Origin of the sequence: Halopseudomonas litoralis (genome assembly GCF_900105005.1) — a bacterium.
Lineage (GTDB): Bacteria > Pseudomonadota > Gammaproteobacteria > Pseudomonadales > Pseudomonadaceae > Halopseudomonas > Halopseudomonas litoralis.
Genome location: NZ_LT629748.1, coordinates 1,105,672 through 1,120,711 on the forward strand (window position 1 = coordinate 1,105,672; position 15,040 = coordinate 1,120,711).

15 protein-coding genes are annotated in these 15,040 nt (G+C 59.2%); 11 read left to right on the top strand and 4 right to left on the bottom strand.

What is annotated here, in order from left to right:
* Nucleotides 1-3: 3 nt before the first annotated feature.
* A complete protein-coding gene (locus BLU11_RS05460; RefSeq protein WP_090272418.1) occupies nt 4-1,908 on the bottom strand; it encodes a choice-of-anchor I family protein in 1,905 nt (634 codons plus the stop codon).
* Nucleotides 1,909-2,018: 110 nt separating this feature from the next.
* Between BLU11_RS05460 and BLU11_RS05465 the strand changes: the two genes are divergently transcribed.
* From BLU11_RS05465 to BLU11_RS05485, 5 genes are all read left to right on the top strand, one after another.
* On the top strand, nt 2,019-2,633 hold the full coding sequence (locus tag BLU11_RS05465; RefSeq protein ID WP_090272419.1) for a DNA-J related domain-containing protein: 615 nt from the start codon (nt 2,019-2,021) through the stop codon (nt 2,631-2,633).
* A gap of 150 nt (nt 2,634-2,783) precedes the next feature.
* Complete coding sequence (locus BLU11_RS05470; RefSeq protein ID WP_090272420.1) at nt 2,784-3,383, top strand: Yip1 family protein; 600 nt, start codon at nt 2,784-2,786, stop codon at nt 3,381-3,383.
* A gap of 134 nt (nt 3,384-3,517) precedes the next feature.
* Nucleotides 3,518-4,342: a tRNA 2-thiocytidine(32) synthetase TtcA gene (gene ttcA, locus BLU11_RS05475; RefSeq protein WP_090272421.1), complete on the top strand. Its 825-nt coding sequence runs from the start codon at nt 3,518-3,520 to the stop codon at nt 4,340-4,342.
* Between the two features lie 12 nt (nt 4,343-4,354).
* Nucleotides 4,355-5,029: a DNA-3-methyladenine glycosylase I gene (locus BLU11_RS05480; protein WP_090276268.1), complete on the top strand. Its 675-nt coding sequence runs from the start codon at nt 4,355-4,357 to the stop codon at nt 5,027-5,029.
* 91 nt (nt 5,030-5,120) lie between these two features.
* Nucleotides 5,121-5,621 (top strand): C40 family peptidase, encoded by a 501-nt coding sequence (locus BLU11_RS05485; RefSeq protein WP_090272422.1) that lies wholly within the window; start codon nt 5,121-5,123, stop codon nt 5,619-5,621.
* A gap of 100 nt (nt 5,622-5,721) precedes the next feature.
* Here the strand turns inward: BLU11_RS05485 and BLU11_RS05490 are convergent, their stop codons facing one another.
* Complete coding sequence (locus BLU11_RS05490) at nt 5,722-6,801, bottom strand: patatin-like phospholipase domain-containing protein (protein WP_090272423.1); 1,080 nt, start codon at nt 6,799-6,801, stop codon at nt 5,722-5,724.
* A gap of 103 nt (nt 6,802-6,904) precedes the next feature.
* Here BLU11_RS05490 and BLU11_RS05495 point away from each other — a divergent pair, with 103 nt between their 5' ends.
* The 5 genes from BLU11_RS05495 to BLU11_RS05515 all read left to right on the top strand — a co-directional run bounded on the left by BLU11_RS05495 (nt 6,905) and on the right by BLU11_RS05515 (nt 10,702).
* On the top strand, nt 6,905-7,213 hold the full coding sequence (locus BLU11_RS05495) for a PepSY domain-containing protein (RefSeq protein ID WP_090272424.1): 309 nt from the start codon (nt 6,905-6,907) through the stop codon (nt 7,211-7,213).
* On the top strand, nt 7,206-7,538 hold the full coding sequence (locus BLU11_RS05500) for a PepSY domain-containing protein (protein ID WP_407920226.1): 333 nt from the start codon (nt 7,206-7,208) through the stop codon (nt 7,536-7,538). Before BLU11_RS05495 ends, BLU11_RS05500 begins: the two co-directional genes overlap by 8 nt.
* Nucleotides 7,538-8,209 (top strand): response regulator transcription factor, encoded by a 672-nt coding sequence (locus tag BLU11_RS05505; RefSeq protein ID WP_090272425.1) that lies wholly within the window; start codon nt 7,538-7,540, stop codon nt 8,207-8,209. The genes BLU11_RS05500 and BLU11_RS05505 overlap by 1 nt, the downstream gene beginning before the upstream one ends.
* Nucleotides 8,206-9,513, top strand: coding sequence for a sensor histidine kinase (locus BLU11_RS05510; protein WP_090272426.1), 1,308 nt, complete (start codon nt 8,206-8,208; stop codon nt 9,511-9,513). The genes BLU11_RS05505 and BLU11_RS05510 overlap by 4 nt, the downstream gene beginning before the upstream one ends.
* 250 nt (nt 9,514-9,763) lie before the next feature.
* Complete coding sequence (locus BLU11_RS05515; RefSeq protein WP_090272427.1) at nt 9,764-10,702, top strand: IS110 family RNA-guided transposase; 939 nt, start codon at nt 9,764-9,766, stop codon at nt 10,700-10,702.
* 183 nt (nt 10,703-10,885) lie between these two features.
* Here BLU11_RS05515 and BLU11_RS05520 read toward each other — a convergent pair whose 3' ends face one another.
* Together BLU11_RS05520 and BLU11_RS05525 are read right to left on the bottom strand one after the other, a co-directional pair.
* The gene (locus tag BLU11_RS05520; RefSeq protein WP_090272428.1) at nt 10,886-12,208 is read right to left on the bottom strand and encodes a Na+/H+ antiporter family protein; all 1,323 of its coding nucleotides are present in this window, start codon (nt 12,206-12,208) and stop codon (nt 10,886-10,888) included.
* Between the two features lie 190 nt (nt 12,209-12,398).
* Entirely contained in the window at nt 12,399-14,045 is a 1,647-nt protein-coding gene (locus BLU11_RS05525; RefSeq protein ID WP_090272429.1) for a methyl-accepting chemotaxis protein, read from the bottom strand.
* 292 nt (nt 14,046-14,337) lie between these two features.
* Between BLU11_RS05525 and rloA3 the strand changes: the two genes are divergently transcribed.
* Complete coding sequence (gene rloA3, locus BLU11_RS05530; RefSeq protein WP_231702274.1) at nt 14,338-15,039, top strand: retropepsin-like aspartic peptidase RloA3; 702 nt, start codon at nt 14,338-14,340, stop codon at nt 15,037-15,039.
* Nucleotide 15,040 lies beyond the last annotated feature (1 nt).

Here is a 15,040-nt window from a genome sequence, read left to right on the forward strand (position 1 = left end):
CGCTTACTTGCGGTCGACCTGATAGATCGCCGTGGTGCCGCTGACTTCGTTGCCGACAATCAGCAGCGGTTCGCCGTTGGGTGACTGCTCGGCGGAGACGAATGCCAGGCCTTCCGGCCCCAGGTCACCGGTCTGCTCCAGTAGCTCGGGCGATTCTTCCAGGTCTGCTTTCCAGTCTTCACGGGTATTCAGATAGTCCTGGAACTGCGGTGCGAAGGGATCAGTGATGTCGAATACCATCACGCCACCCATGCGCTCCAGGCCGATAAAGGCGAAGGTCTGCTCGCCAATGCGGCCCAGGGTGATGCCCTCCGGCTCGGGGCCCTTGGCATCGCTGCGGCTGTCGAGGGTGCCGACCTCATCGTGACCGGTATTGAAATACAGGTCGCAGGGAATGTCCCGGGCGGCGCGCAGCTGACAATCATGCTCGGTCTGGTTGGCCAGGAACTGCTCGAAGAAGTCGCCGGAATCCCACACCTGCTTGCCGTTCTCATCCCAGATCGAGAAGGAGCGGGCGCCATAGGAATACAGTTCGTCGTACATCAGCAGGTTGCCGGCGGGGTTGGCTGTGCCGCTGGCGTCGAACAGCATGGGGCTGCCATCGGTATTCTGGCGATAGCCGTTCACCCAGCTGATATTCAACCGGCCCAGCTCCTCATCTTCACGGCAATCGCCGGGGTCGGCAGCGGTGGCGCCACAGTAGCTGAAGATCTCGGGGTTGAGCAGGGCGCCGCCAGCCAGTGCGGCTAGTTGCGGCGGCAGGTCGTCATCGGCGCGGCGACCGAAGCCGTCGGTGTGCACCAGGTGCTTGACGCGGAACTCTTCGACAAAGCCTTTACTGGCATCACCTGCCCAGTAGCCATCATCATCTTCGCCCCAGGCGCGGGCGTCGCCTTCGTTGGCCGAGACGATATAGGTCTTGCCGTCGACGTTGTAGCTGCTGATGGCGTCAGGGTGATACATGCCGACCACGCCGGGCCGTGGCTCGATACGAATCAGATCGCCTTCATCATCGCTGGCGTCGATGCCGTTGCCTTCCTTGTCATAGTCTTTGAAGCCCAGTGGCAGGATGTCGGTGACGGTCGCGTTGGCGATATCCAACTTGGCGAAGGCGTTGTTTTCCTGCAGGGAAACCCAGGCGGTGCTGCTGTCGGCGGATACGGTGATGTATTCCGGCTCCACATCGCGCGCGACGCTGGCGATGTTGTTGTGGCTATAGGTCAGGCTGTTATCGGACGGCCCGTAGATGCGTACGCCTGCGTCGAGCAGCTCCTGTCTTTTGTCATTGAAACTGGCAAAGCCAGCGGTGCGGACGGCACCGAAGCGGTTGGCATCCGCCTGGATTTCGATGACGCTGATCGAGCCTTCGGGATCGATTGAATAGTCGTCATTCGGTTCGCCTTCATTGGCGACCAGGACGTATTTGCCATCAGGCGTGAAAGTGACCATGTCGGGCAGGGCGCCGACCGGTTTGCTGTCCAGCAGCTGGAGCGTGGTGGCGTCATACAGCTCTACGGAGCCCGGGTCGGTCTTGACCGCGGCTTCGACGGCCACGGCGAGCAGGCCGTTGTGCCAGGATACGCTGTTGACGGTGGCGTTCTCGACGCTGGCTACCAGGGAGGTCATGTACTCCAGGTTGGCTGGGTCGGCGGCATTCAACACATCAACGGCGCCGGAGAGAGCGTTGACCATGAATATCTGCTGGTTGATCGGGTCGAAGGCGGGGATTTCTGCCGCGCTCTTGCCGAACTCGCCAGTGGAGTAGCTGCCAATTTTGCTCAGCTCGACGCTGACCGGTGCGCTGTTGTCGCCACCATGGTTGCGGTCATTATCGCTGTCACTGTCCAGACAGCCAGTGAGGCTTACCGCAACGGCTGCAGCGAGTGCAGTCAAAGTCCATCTATTCATTATTCGGTTCCCGAGAAGAAATTTGCTCCATATTTGTACGCACGTGTTATTGCATTCCTGTGGCGTTTGGATGGCTGTTTAATGTCTCCCGGGATGGCTACACTCGTGGGATGATCAAACCAACAGCGCAGGACCTGTTACCGACAGGCTTTGATAATTGCGTACTACAGTTGCTTGAAGCGAACCCGGAGGGTGTGAGCGAGTTCGTATTGATCAGGCATCTGGCTGATGTCTTCCCTGAGTCCGTGTTTGCTGTGCCGGGAGTATTGCGTGATCCGTTGCAGATGTTTCAGGCGCATTTTCTGCTGTTTCATTCCTTGTATCGGTTGTCGGATGTGCTGGCCGTGTCGCAGCAGGAACTGTCGATCAATGTGTTGCGCATTGCGCTGGGCTCCCGACGTGCCTGTCATCCAGGCGTGGAGATCAATGATTCGATTCGGACTTATTACCTTGATTGGGACCAGTGGCTGGAAACCAGCGCCGGGGATGTGGAGCGCCTGCTGGATCAGTTCTGGCAGGGGCGGCGGGCGCCGGTAACGGAGCGGGAAGTGATCTGGGCGAGGGAGTTTTTCGGACTGACTGCGCTGGACGATGGTGGGTCGGTAAAGCCTCGTTATCGCCGTTTGATGATGCGACATCACCCGGACCGTGGCGGCAGTACCGAGCAGGGCCGTGAAATCAATAAGGCTTACTTAATTCTTAATCGCTATTACCAGTTGGAGTGAAGCTGCAAATCTCTCTAATGAGATGGGTTCTATTTGCTGCGTATTTGACTATAGTCAAGGACGAGATGGCTGCGGCGGTATGTCGCAGCCTCTGTCGCAGACGTCGCCAATGCTGGCGCTGCGAGACAATAATAATACGGAGGTCAGACCATGATCCAAAATGTCGTAGGGCTGTTCACCAATCCCGACCGGGCCTGGCGCACTATCAAGGGCCAGGAGACCGTTATCGGGCCCCTCTATCTGGTTCACGTATTGGCACTCGCCGCCATCCCCGCTGTTTCCGCTTATATAGGCACTACCCAGATGGGCTGGACAATCGGCACCCTGGAACCCGTCAAGCTTACCCAGGCCAGCGCATTACAGATGACTGTTCTCACCTGGCTGGCGATGCTTGCTGGTGTCGCGGTGATGGGCGCGTTCATCCATTGGATGTCGCGTACGTATGACTCCAGCCCGACGCTGAGTGACTGCGTCGTTTTTGCCGCCTATACGGCAACCCCCTTGTTTGTGGCAGGTCTGGCCGCGCTCTATCCCAACCTGTGGCTGGCGATGATCGTCGGGACCGCGGCTATCTGTTATACGGCGTATCTGCTGTACCAGGGTATTCCGATATTCATGGGTATTTCCCAGGAGGAGGGCTTCCTGTTCTCCAGTTCGATTCTGGCTGTAGGCCTGGTGGTGCTGGTGGGCATGATGGCCACTGCGGTAATTTTCTGGGGGTTGGGCATCGGCCCTATTTATCTGCGTTGATCTTTGATTGTCCCACGCTCCCGCGTGGGACGGCCTGCCGGGACGCTCTGCGTCCCAATCCCGTCCAGCTTTTTACATTGCTTGCCCCTTGTTTCAAGGTAAAATGCTGGGTTTCGAGATTCCAGGTTCCAGCCATGTCCAGTCTGAGTGTCAACCAGAACAAGTTGCAGAAGCGTCTGCGGCGTTTGACTGCCGAAGCGGTCACCGATTACAACATGATCGAGGAAGGTGACAAGATCATGGTGTGCCTCTCGGGTGGCAAGGACAGTTACACCATGCTGGACATGCTGCTGCATCTGCAGAAAGTCGCGCCGATCAATTTTGAACTGGTCGCGGTGAACCTGGACCAGAAACAGCCGGGCTTCCCCGAGGTAGTGCTGCCCGCCTACCTGGATGAACTGGGCATTGCATATCATATCCTCGAGCGGGACACTTACTCGATGGTCATGGAAAAAGTGCCGGAGGGCAAGACCACCTGCTCGCTGTGCTCACGCCTGCGCCGGGGCAATCTGTACACCTTTGCTGACGAGATTGGCGCAACCAAGATGGCGCTGGGGCACCACCGTGACGATATTGTCGAGACCTTCTTCCTGAACATGTTCTACGGCGGCAATCTCAAGGCCATGCCGCCAAAACTACGTTCGGACGATGGTCGCAATGTGGTGATTCGGCCGCTGGCCTATTGCAGCGAAAAGGATATCGAAACCTATTCCCAGCTGCGCGAATTCCCGATCATCCCGTGCAATCTGTGTGGCTCACAGGAAAACCTGCAGCGTAAGGTGGTCAAGGACATGCTGCAGACCTGGGATCGGGAAACCCCTGGCCGGGTAGACAATATCTTCCGCTCGCTGCGGCACGTGCAACCATCGCAACTGGCCGATGCCAAACTGTTTGACTTCGCCAGCCTGACGGTGGATACCAGCGCGGCCCCGCGTTTTGTCGATGTGATGAATCTCTGATCCGAGATGCCCATGCGCAATTATCGCTGGCTTGAAGAGTACTGCCTGAACCGCTTCGGCTCACGGGAGGCGCTGGAGGCACGAATGCCGACACCGCCTCCTGTCGAGGACTTGCGCGCATTGAGTGATGACCGCTACCTGTCGACCATTGCTTTGCGGGTGTTTCGCGCGGGCCTCAAGCACAGCGTTGTGGATGCGCGCTGGCCGGCCTTCGAAGAGGCGTTCTTTGGTTTCGATCCGCATAAGGTGGTCCTGATGAGCAGCGAGCACATCGAGCGATTGATGCAGGACAAGCGGCTGATCCGCCATCTTGCCAAGTTGCGCAGTGTGCCGCGCAATGCTCAGATGGTGCTGGACCTCAATCATGAGTACGGCTGCATGGGTAATCTGATCGCGGATTGGCCGAGCGATAATATTGTCGGCCTGTGGCGGTTGCTGGCCAAACGTGGCAATCAGCTCGGCGGGCTGTCGGTGCCGCGCTTTCTACGCATGGTCGGCAAGGACACTTTCGTTACCACTGACGATGTGCTGGCCGCGCTGAAGGGCATGGGTGTGCTGGATCAGACCAAGGCCACCAGCCAGCGGGACCTGGCATTGGTGCAGGAGGCTTTCAATCGCCTGGCCAGTGACAGCGGTCGTCCGTTGAGCCAGCTGTCGGCAATGCTGGCTTTCACAGTGAATCATTGAGTTACAAGCGAAGTCTGAACCTGAGTCTGGAAACTTGACGTTAAGTCCTTGTCAGGGCAAGGTTGTCGGGTAGTCGGGGCGAGGTTCTTGCATGCGCGCTATTCATCTGCTGGTGGTGTTGTCGTTGGCTGTTTTAGGCGGGTGCGCCAGCGCCCCGCAGACCGTCACGCCGCCGATTCCGAGTACGCCGCCCCCAGCCCCGAGCGCCAGCGCTGCCAGTCATGACGAGTTGCTGTTTCATGCCTTCAGTCTGGTGGGCACGCCATACCGTTACGGTGGCAGTTCGCCCGAGACGGGCTTCGACTGCAGCGGTCTGATCAATTATGTATACCGTGAGGCCGCAGGTGTGGCCCTGCCGCGCACGACCGCCGGGCTGAGTGCTTTGCCGGATACTACTCCGGTACGGTCGCTGATGCCGGGCGATCTGGTGTTGTTTTCCACGAGCGGCAAACGGGTTGATCATGCCGGTATCTATGTTGGCGATGGCCGATTCTTGCATGCGCCGAGTACCGGTGGCCGGGTTCGGGTGGATGATCTTCAGGCCAGCTATTGGCAACGTGCCTACGCCAGTGCACGTCGGGTTCTGAACTGACATCCTGGTTCTTATAGGAGTGGGCTTGCCCACGAACGGCCCGCAGAAAAGCTTCGCGGCCAAGGGCACCTCCTACAGAACTCACTCCCGCATCAGGGTGCTACAGTGGCTGCACCCGGTCGATCAGCCGGTCCTTTTCCATCAGCTCCAGAAACTCATCGCCCAGGCGTTGGCTTTCGGCCATGGCTCGGCGCCAATATGTCTCGCGTCCGGCATCGTCACCGACAAAACGGCGATAATCCCGCCGGTCCGGCAGCTTGCCGTAGGGCAGGCTGGCCAAATAGGTCGGTGATGGCGCCGCCAGTAACACGTCACCAATCTGCCCGACGTTTGCCTTGCGCCATGGCAGGGCCTTGTCGAACCAGCCGGGCACCACACGACCCAAGAAATGCGGATACAGCACCACGCCGGGCGCGCGCCAGGGCAGGTCGAGGTGATAGTCGAGCAGCCCGCCGTCGCGGTAGACGCCCTGGCTGGCGCCGGGGATATCCCGGACCGCTTCCATGACCATGGGGATCGAGCCGGAAGCCAGCAGCGCGGGCCGCAGGTTGTCGGCGGTCAAGGGCACGTAGCTGGTGACAAAGTCCTGCAGCTCGGCCAATGGTGGGCGAAGCCGCTGGTCATGCAGAATTATCCGCTCGAAATAGTGTTTGAGATGACGGCGGCCGAGGAGATTGGCGCCGATGACACCACCGAGGCCCAGTCCCAGACGCGAGGGGTGATCGTGCTGTAATAGGCGCAGGCTTTTTACCGCGACGACATTCAGGTGATACGCTGGATTGCTCAGAATGCTCTGGTCCTGGCCATCCAGCAGCTCGTCCAGCATCCGCCCGCAACGGCGGCTGATCTCCGTCACCGTAATGCCCTTGGGAAAACACTGGGCGGTATACAGCTCGCCCAGTCGGCGCAACCCTTCTACCGGGTCCGGCAGGCAGGCGCTGGCGAATCTCCAGCTGCCGATCGAGGCGCCGATCAGACTGCGCGGTTGCGGTGCGCGAGGCAGCCAGTCACCGAAGATGGCCATATCCAGACCCTGAATGCCCAGTGCCTTGGGCCCCCCGGCAGCGCCTGGAATGAGGTGTACGTCGGCCGGCTGCAAGCCGTGGCTGCGGATATGCTCAAGCGCTCGTTCACCAGCGCGCAGCGTGAGGGCAGGTTGGGCAATATGGATGGCGGTCATGCGGTTCCATGCACGGGCTCGAGATCGACTCGAGCCATTTTAAGGTTCAATTCAGTTTCTCTGTCTATTATTCAGTTGTATTCAAACAACGGAGCGACATGATATGAAAAAACTTATTGCACTGTCTTGCGCAGCTTTTCTGGGTCTGGGTTCGGCTGCCGTTTTCGCTGATGATGATGTCAGTTCCGCCGAAGCGGCCAAACTGGCTGAAGAAGGCAAGATCCAAACGCTGGAAAGCCTGGAAGAAAAGGCCCTGTCAGTCAAGGCTGGTGAGATCACCGACCGTGACCTGGAGCACGAATATGGTCGCTACATCTACAAGCTGGATGTGCGTGCCGCAGACGGCACCGACTGGGATATCGACATTGATGCCAGCACTGGAGAAGTCCTCAAAACAGAGCAAGATGACTGATCTGGTTTGGGTAATGAAGCCAGCCGCCTTGTGCGGCTGGCTTTGTTTTGGCTTGATGGTGGGCTGGTTACCCCAGGCATCGGCTGATGAGGTAGATCACGATGAGGCGCTGGAGTTGGCGGAGCAGGGGGTGATCCTGCCTCTGCAATCACTGATTGGCGATGCCTTGGGCCGTTACCCCGGCCGCTTTCTCGAGGCCGAACTTGAATACGACGACGGCCGGTATATCTACGAGCTGGAAATAGTCACCCGCGATCGGCGAGTGCTGGATCTTGAATACGACGCCGTGAGCGGCAAATTGCTTGATGTGGATGAGGACGACTGATGCGGCTGCTGCTGGCTGAAGACAATATTGCCCTGGCTGATACGCTCAGTGCCAGCCTGAAACAGGCCGGTTATGCGGTGGATTGGCGAGCTGATGGCCGCGATGTGCAGCTGCTCGGCGAACAGGAGCCTTATGATCTTTGTGTTCTCGATCTGGGACTGCCCGGGCGCGGCGGCCTTGAAGTCTTACAGGCCTGGCGCGAGCAGGGCAGCGCCATGCCGGTGCTGGTGCTCACCGCACGGGGTAGCTGGACCGAGCGCGTCGAAGGTCTGCGCGCCGGCGCTGATGATTACCTGACCAAGCCTTTTCATCCTGAAGAGCTGCTGTTGCGTATCCAGGGGCTGTTACGCCGCAGTCATGGCCGTGAGCCGCAGAATCAGCTGCGCGCGGCGGGCCTGACCCTTCATGAAGACAGCCAGCAAGTGTCCGGCCCGGGGCTGGATGCGGCGCAGTTGTCGGCCAGTGAGTTTCGGCTGTTGCGCTGCTTCATGCTGCAGGCGGGGAAGCTGGTATCCAAGGCCAAGCTGGCAGAACACCTATATGACTATGAAGCCGAGCGCGACTCGAACGTGATCGAGGTGCAGATCAATCATCTGCGGCGCAAGCTGGGCAAACAGGCGATCGAGACCCGGCGTGGTCAGGGCTACGTGCTGGTGGGCCTGGATTCGTGAAGTCCATCGGTCGCCAGCTTGGCGGTGGCTTGCTGCTGGTGCTGCTGCTCACGGTGATGCTGGTCGGCCAGGGCAGTGTCTGGCTGTTCGATCGGGCGCTGCGGGATTATCTGAGTAACGATCTGCAACGGGAGACCGACGCGTTGCTGGCGGCGCTGATGCCGGGTGCGGATGGGTTGTATCTCGACCTGCAGCGCGTCAGCCCCGATTACCAGCGACCCTTTTCCGGGCGCTATTTCGTGTTGCAGACCACGGAGCGCTGGCGTTCACGTTCGTTGTGGGATCAGCGCCTGCCACTGGATGCTGAAGGATTGGAAAATACTTTGATACCCGGTCCGGCGGGGCAACGATTGCTGGTGCATTCGGGGCGCTTCAGCAAGTTGGGTGAGTCGGTGAGCATCAGTGTGGCGATGGACTATCAGCCGCTGCTGCAGGCGTTTTCCCGCGCCAGATTGTGGCTCTGGAGTCTTGGTGGCCTGGCAGTGGTTGTCAGTCTGTTGATTCAGCAAGGGCTGTTGCGCCGTGCATTGCGACCGCTGCATCGCTCCCGCCGCGAGCTGTCGGAATGGCACGCCGGCCAGCGGCTGGTGCTCAGTGATGACGTGCCGCAGGAGCTTGTGCCTCTGGTTGGCCAGATCAATCACCTGGGCGCACAGGTCGAACAGACCATTCAGCGTTCGCGCAAAGGTGTTGGTGATCTTGGTCACGCATTGAAAACGCCGTTGGCGGTGACCGAGAGTCTGGTGCGTCAGGCTGATCTGGACGCTGAAGCGAAGCAGGCTATTACCGCGCAGCTGGAGGGTATCCGTCGGCAATTGGAGCGGGCATTGCAACGCTCGCGTCTGGCGCCGGAGAGTCAGGCGGGAAAACGGTTCAGTCCCCGGCAGGATCTGCCCTGGCTGATGGACTCGCTGCGGCAGATACACGGTGAACGGGTACGTATAAGCGCCCCGGAGAATGCGGGCGCAGAGTGGCCCTTCGAGCGCGAAGACATGCTGGAATTGCTGGGTAATCTGCTTGATAACGCCTGCAAGTGGGCGGACGGTCTGGTGCGGGTAGATTGGCAGTTGAGTGGTCAGCTGTTACAGCTGCAGGTAGAGGACGACGGCCGGGGGATTGATGGCGCAGATAGAGACAGGGTGTTGCGCCGCGGTACCCGGCTGGATGAAAGCGTCAGCGGGCATGGGTTCGGTCTGGCGATCGTCGGCGATCTGGTCGAGGTATATGGTGGAGAGCTGGAGCTGCAGGACAGCGAACTGGGTGGACTGGCCGTGCGGGTGAGACTGCCTGTGTCGCGCAGATAACAACCACTCCCCACCCTAGATCGTTTGTATGGTTCATCTGCAGGTCCAAAATGGACCTGTCAGGGTGGAGGGGCTCAATCGTTTTCCGGCCTTTCGGCACGGACTGTGGGAGATTTCGCCCCACCCTCACCATAAACGCCAATAGAGAATCCATCGGCAGAGCCAAGCCGCTCAGACCGACGATACGTCGCAAGCCAGCGTCTGGTGAGCCCTGACAAGTCAAAGACTACTTTAGCTTGGAGGACGCGCCATGACAAAATCTGTTGAATCTATCCTGGTGGGTATCGATGTCAGCAAGGCGGAGCTGGTGATCGCTCGCAGTGACGCCCCTCAGATCGACACGATCAACAACTCCCCCAGCGCTATTAAGCGCTGGTTGAAGTCGTTGCCGCAGGGCTCAAGGATCGCGCTGGAAGCCACCGGAATTTATCATCGGCAACTGGCCACGCTGGCTCATGCAGCAGCACACCCGCTCTACTTACTGGATGGTTATCGGCTCAGCCGTTACCGCGATGGGGTAGGTACCCGGGCCAAGACCGACCCGTCTGATGCCAGACTGATCCTGCGTTATTTGAGCAACGAGCTTGAGGAGCTCAAGCCTTGGATCCCTGCCCATGATGCGTTTTACCGCATCCAAAGCCTGATGCGCCGTCGAGCCTCGCTGGTTCATACCCGAGTAGCGTTGAGCCAGAGCTTGCAGGATGTACCTGAGTTGAAGCAGGCGAGCAAACAGCTGGATACCCATATCCGTCGCGTTGAGCTGCTGATTACCCAGCGCCTGAAGCAGGCCTTGGCAGACGTAGGCTGGGACGCAGATGCAAAACGCTGCATGGACATCGAAGGCATTGGCGAGCTGAGCTCAATGGCACTCGCCAACACCTTCCACCGAGGTCGCTTCAAGAGCAGTGACGCCTTCATCGCTTACCTGGGGATGGATGTCAAAGTCCGAGACTCTGGCAAGCAGGCAGGCCGACGAAAACTCACCAAGAAAGGCGACCCGGAATTACGCCGCCTGCTCTACAACGCGGCTATGGCTGCCCGTAAAACCGCTGCCTGGAAGGCGTTATACGAGACCTATCTATCACAGGGACTCAAGCCCATCCAGGCGCTGATCAAGCTGGCAAGAAAGTTGGCGCGCATTGCCTTTGCCTTGATGCAGAATCAAACGGTTTATCGGCCCAAAACCTGATAAAAGGGGTTGGCATGAACCATAGAATCTCCCACGCTCCCGCGTGGGAATGAATGCTGGGATGCTCTGCGTCCCAGTTCTGGCGTTGTGCAGGTGGTTGGTCGGGACGCAGGAGCGTCCAGGGCTTGGCTCCCACGCTGGAGCGTGGGAGCCATCAGCTGAGGCGATCAGTTGGGAGCTAGCTCAGAGCACCATCGCCGCCAGCCAGCCGAAGGCGATCAGCGGCAGGTTGTAGTGCAGGAAGGTGGGCACCACGGTATCCCAGATATGGCTGTGCTGGCCATCGGCATTCAGGCCGGCAGTGGGTCCGAGTGTGGAGTCGGAAGCCGGCGAGCCGGCGTCGCCCAGTGCGGCAGCGGTGCCGACCAGAGAGATAATCGCCAGCGGGCTGAAGCCGAGCTGCATGGCCAGAGGCACGTAGATGGCGGCGATGATCGGAATGGTCGAGAAGGACGAGCCGATACCCAGCGTGATCAGCAGTCCCACTATCAGCATCAGCAAGGCGGCCAGCGCCTTGTTGTCACCGATGGCGGTGGCGGAACTGGTGACCATGGTCTCGATGTGGCCGGTGGCTTGCATTACCGAGGCGAAGCCGTTGGCGGCGATCATGATGAAGCCGATCATGGCCATCATCTTCATGCCTTCGGTAAACAGATTGTCGGCCTCGCGCCAGCGCACTACACCCGACACGGAGAACACGATGAAGCCAGCCAGCGCGCCCATGATCATCGAGTCCAGCCACAGCTGGATGGAGAAGGCAGCGATCACGGCGATCAGGGCTACCAGCAGCGTCTTGGGTGTGTAGCCGACCTTCTCAGCTGACTCACCGGTATTGCCCACCGCAGCGGCGGCGTACTCACGGCGCTTGCGGTAGCTGAAGAAGGCTACCCCCAGGCCGAACAGCATACCCAGCGCCGGCAGCGCCATGGCATGCATGACGTTGAGGCCGGTGATATCCAGACCACCATCCTGAACGTTGGCCAGCAGGATGTCGTTGAGGAAGATGCCACCGAAACCCACCGGCAGAAACATGTAGGGCGTGATCAGACCGAAGGTGAGGACGCAGGCGACCAGGCGGCGGTCCAACCTCAGCTTGCCCATGACGAACAGCAGCGGCGGCACCAGCAACGGAATGAAGGCAATATGGATCGGCAGGATGTTCTGCGAGGCCATGGCTACTGCCAGCAGCATGACCAGCAGGATGAGGCGCAGTTTGCCGGTACCACCCTCGCGCTGGCTATTGATCATATTCAGCGCCCGGTCAGCCAGCGCCTGGGCGGTGCCTGACTTGGCGATGGCCACCGCGAAAGCGCCGAGCAGGGCGTAGCTCAATGCAACGTTGGCACCTTTACCCAGGCCTTTCTGAAAGGTCTCAAGGGTCGCGTCCAGGCTCAGACCACCGAGCAGACCGCCGGTGACTGCGCCGATGATCAGCGCGACGACTACGTGCACTCGGCACAGACTCAGAATCAGCATTACTGCAACTGCAACGACCACTGCGTTCATGGTTACATCCTGTGTGAAAAAATGACTTGCAAAGGGGCAGGGCGCGTACTCTGCCGGATGGCCGGGATGCTGTCAAAAGATACGGATGAAATCGTCGGGGCGGGGGTTCTCATCAAGCGTCCTCGTAGGAGGGCCGTCGGATCGCGGCACCGCCCTCACGACGCTGGCCGGGAGGCCAGCTATTGGCTACCTAGATTTTGAACCGCCCGAGCAAGTTGCTGATCTGCTGTCCGATTCGGGCCAGGTGCTCGCTGGCCTGGGCGGTTTGCTGTGCACCATCGGTGGTTTCCCGGGCCAGCTCGGCGGCTTCGGTAACGTTGCGATTCACGTCTTCGACCACGGTCGATTGCTGGGTGGTGGCGCTGGCAATCGACGCATTCAGGCTCACCAGCTGCTGCATGGAGGTGGCGATCTGCTCCAGTGCCTGTCCGGCGGAATTGACCTGCTCGACGCTGAGTTCGGAATAGCGGCTGCTTTCATTGATCACGGTGACGACCGACTGGGTATTTGTCTGCAGCCGGGTGATCATCCCGTGAATCTCTTCGGTGGATTTCTGCGTACGCTGGGCCAGGTTGCGCACTTCATCGGCTACCACGGCAAAGCCGCGACCCATTTCGCCGGCGCGGGCGGCCTCGATGGCGGCGTTCAACGCCAACAGGTTGGTCTGCTCGGCAATGGCGCGGATCACATCCAGCACGGTGGCGATTTCCTTGGCATCGGCAGACAGGGTTTCCATGTGTGCGACGGCGGTGTTCACGCTGTCGGACAGATGATCGATCTGCTCGATGGTTTTCCCGACCTGCATGCGACCGAAATGGGCGCCCTCGTTGGCGCTTTCCACTTCCAGGGCTGCGGCATTGGCGTTCTGCGCCACGTCCTGCACGCCATAGGTGATTTCATTGACCGCCGTAGCCATGAGCTCCATGCGCTCGGATTGGCGGGTCATGCCAGTGAGGCTGGCATTGCTGATCTGATCCAGCTGCTGGCTGGCACTGATCATCTGAGTGGCGCCGTCGCCCAGTTGGCCGATCAACTGACGCAGGTTGCTGGTAAAGGTATTGAAGTGTCGCGCCAGCAGCGACAGCTCATCCTGAGCATCGCTGTCCAGGGTGCGCGTCAGGTCACCTTCGCCATTGGCTATATCGCCCATGGCCTGAACCACCTGATTCAATGGTCGGGTAATACTGCGACCTATGATATAGAGGCTGATCACCATAAGCAGAAGGATCACGGCCACCACGGACAGTGCCCAGAGAACCTGGGTGCGGAATCTGTTTTCCACGTCGGTGAGGAAAATGCCAGTGCCGATCATGTAATCCCATGGCTTGAAATGAGTGAAGGCGGCCAGGCGCCTAACGGCATCGCCTTCACCGACCACACCGCCCGGTTTGACCCAGAGATATTCGTAATGGCCGGTGCCCTGGGCGCGGGCTACGTCGACCATCTCCTTGATTACGTTAGGGCCTCTATCCTTGCCGAGGGTGCTCAGGTCGACGCCTTCGGTTTCGGGCGCGAAAGGGTGCATGCGCATGACATAGTTCATGTCATTGACCCAGAAATATTCATTACCGCCGTAGCGTAAGCCGCGCAGGGTTTCCAGCGCCTGGTGGCGAGCCTGTTCGGGGCTGAGTTCGCCGCTGAGCTCCTTGGCATGATAGGACGCCAGTAAGGTGTGGGCGGTTTCAACCAGGTGAGTGGCCTTGGTGATCTCGGCGGTATGGATTTCCTTGCGCAAATGGTCAAGAGAAATGAAGGTAAGCACCAGCAGGCTGACGAGTGACACTATGAGAATAAGCCATATCCGCTGGCTGATTTTTATTCTTCGCAACAGATCCATTTTCCAATCTCCGACATCTTTCGAGGTAACTGCGGCCTGGCCATTTCGGCCTGCCTTTGACTGTTATCGGTCAGTTGCGGGGATACTGAAGTGTTTTTTGTGGCGAGGCCAGTATCTAATGGCCATTATTGGTCTGGTGAATCCCTCAGGGCCGTCTCCTTCGACAGTACCAGCCACTCTGTGGGATCTTTCGAGGCACGCGTTGGCATGCTAAATTGCCGCGGCTACTCGATACGGATGGCACTTTTCGTTGCCGCCTCGGTCTATCTGTTTGTTTCCCAAAGGATATTTTATGCAGTTATCTATCAAGAGCCTGTCCCTTGCGGCGCTGCTGAGCACAGCAGCGGTCTCCACCGCTGTCATGGCCGGGGCGCAGGATGCCATCGAGCCGCCAGATGATGCCGTTCTGACTGAAGATATCGCCGGAAAGGTGGTGGTGGGTTGGGTCGAAAAGGGTTTGATTCTGCCGGAGGAGACTGCGGTAAAGATCAAGGTGGACTCCGGCGCGCTGACCTCATCCATGCATGCGGTCAATCTGGAGCGCTTTACCCGCAAAGGCAAGAAGTGGGTGCGCTATGACGTGCCGGTGGTCGATGCCGATACCGGCAATCGGGTCACCCTGCATTTCGAGCGTCCGGTATTCCGTCAGATGACGGTGCGTGGCGCCGGTGGCGAAGACTATCGGCCCGTGGTGAAGATGCGTATGTGCGTGGGCAATCGGATCTATGACGAGCAGTTTTCCCTGCGTGATCGCAGCGACATGACCTATCCGGTGTTGCTGGGTCGACGCACCATCGAGCATATCGGTCTGATCGACGTGTCCGACACATTCATGCTGCCGCTGGATTGCCCGGACGCCGCCAGTGAGGAGGAGCGCAACCGGCAGCAGCTGATGAAGGATGACGCGACTCTGGTGGATGACAGTCAGATCGATCAGCCCTCGGAGCCTGAAGAGGATGACCGTGAAGACCGTGAAGAAGAACGCAGTGAATGAA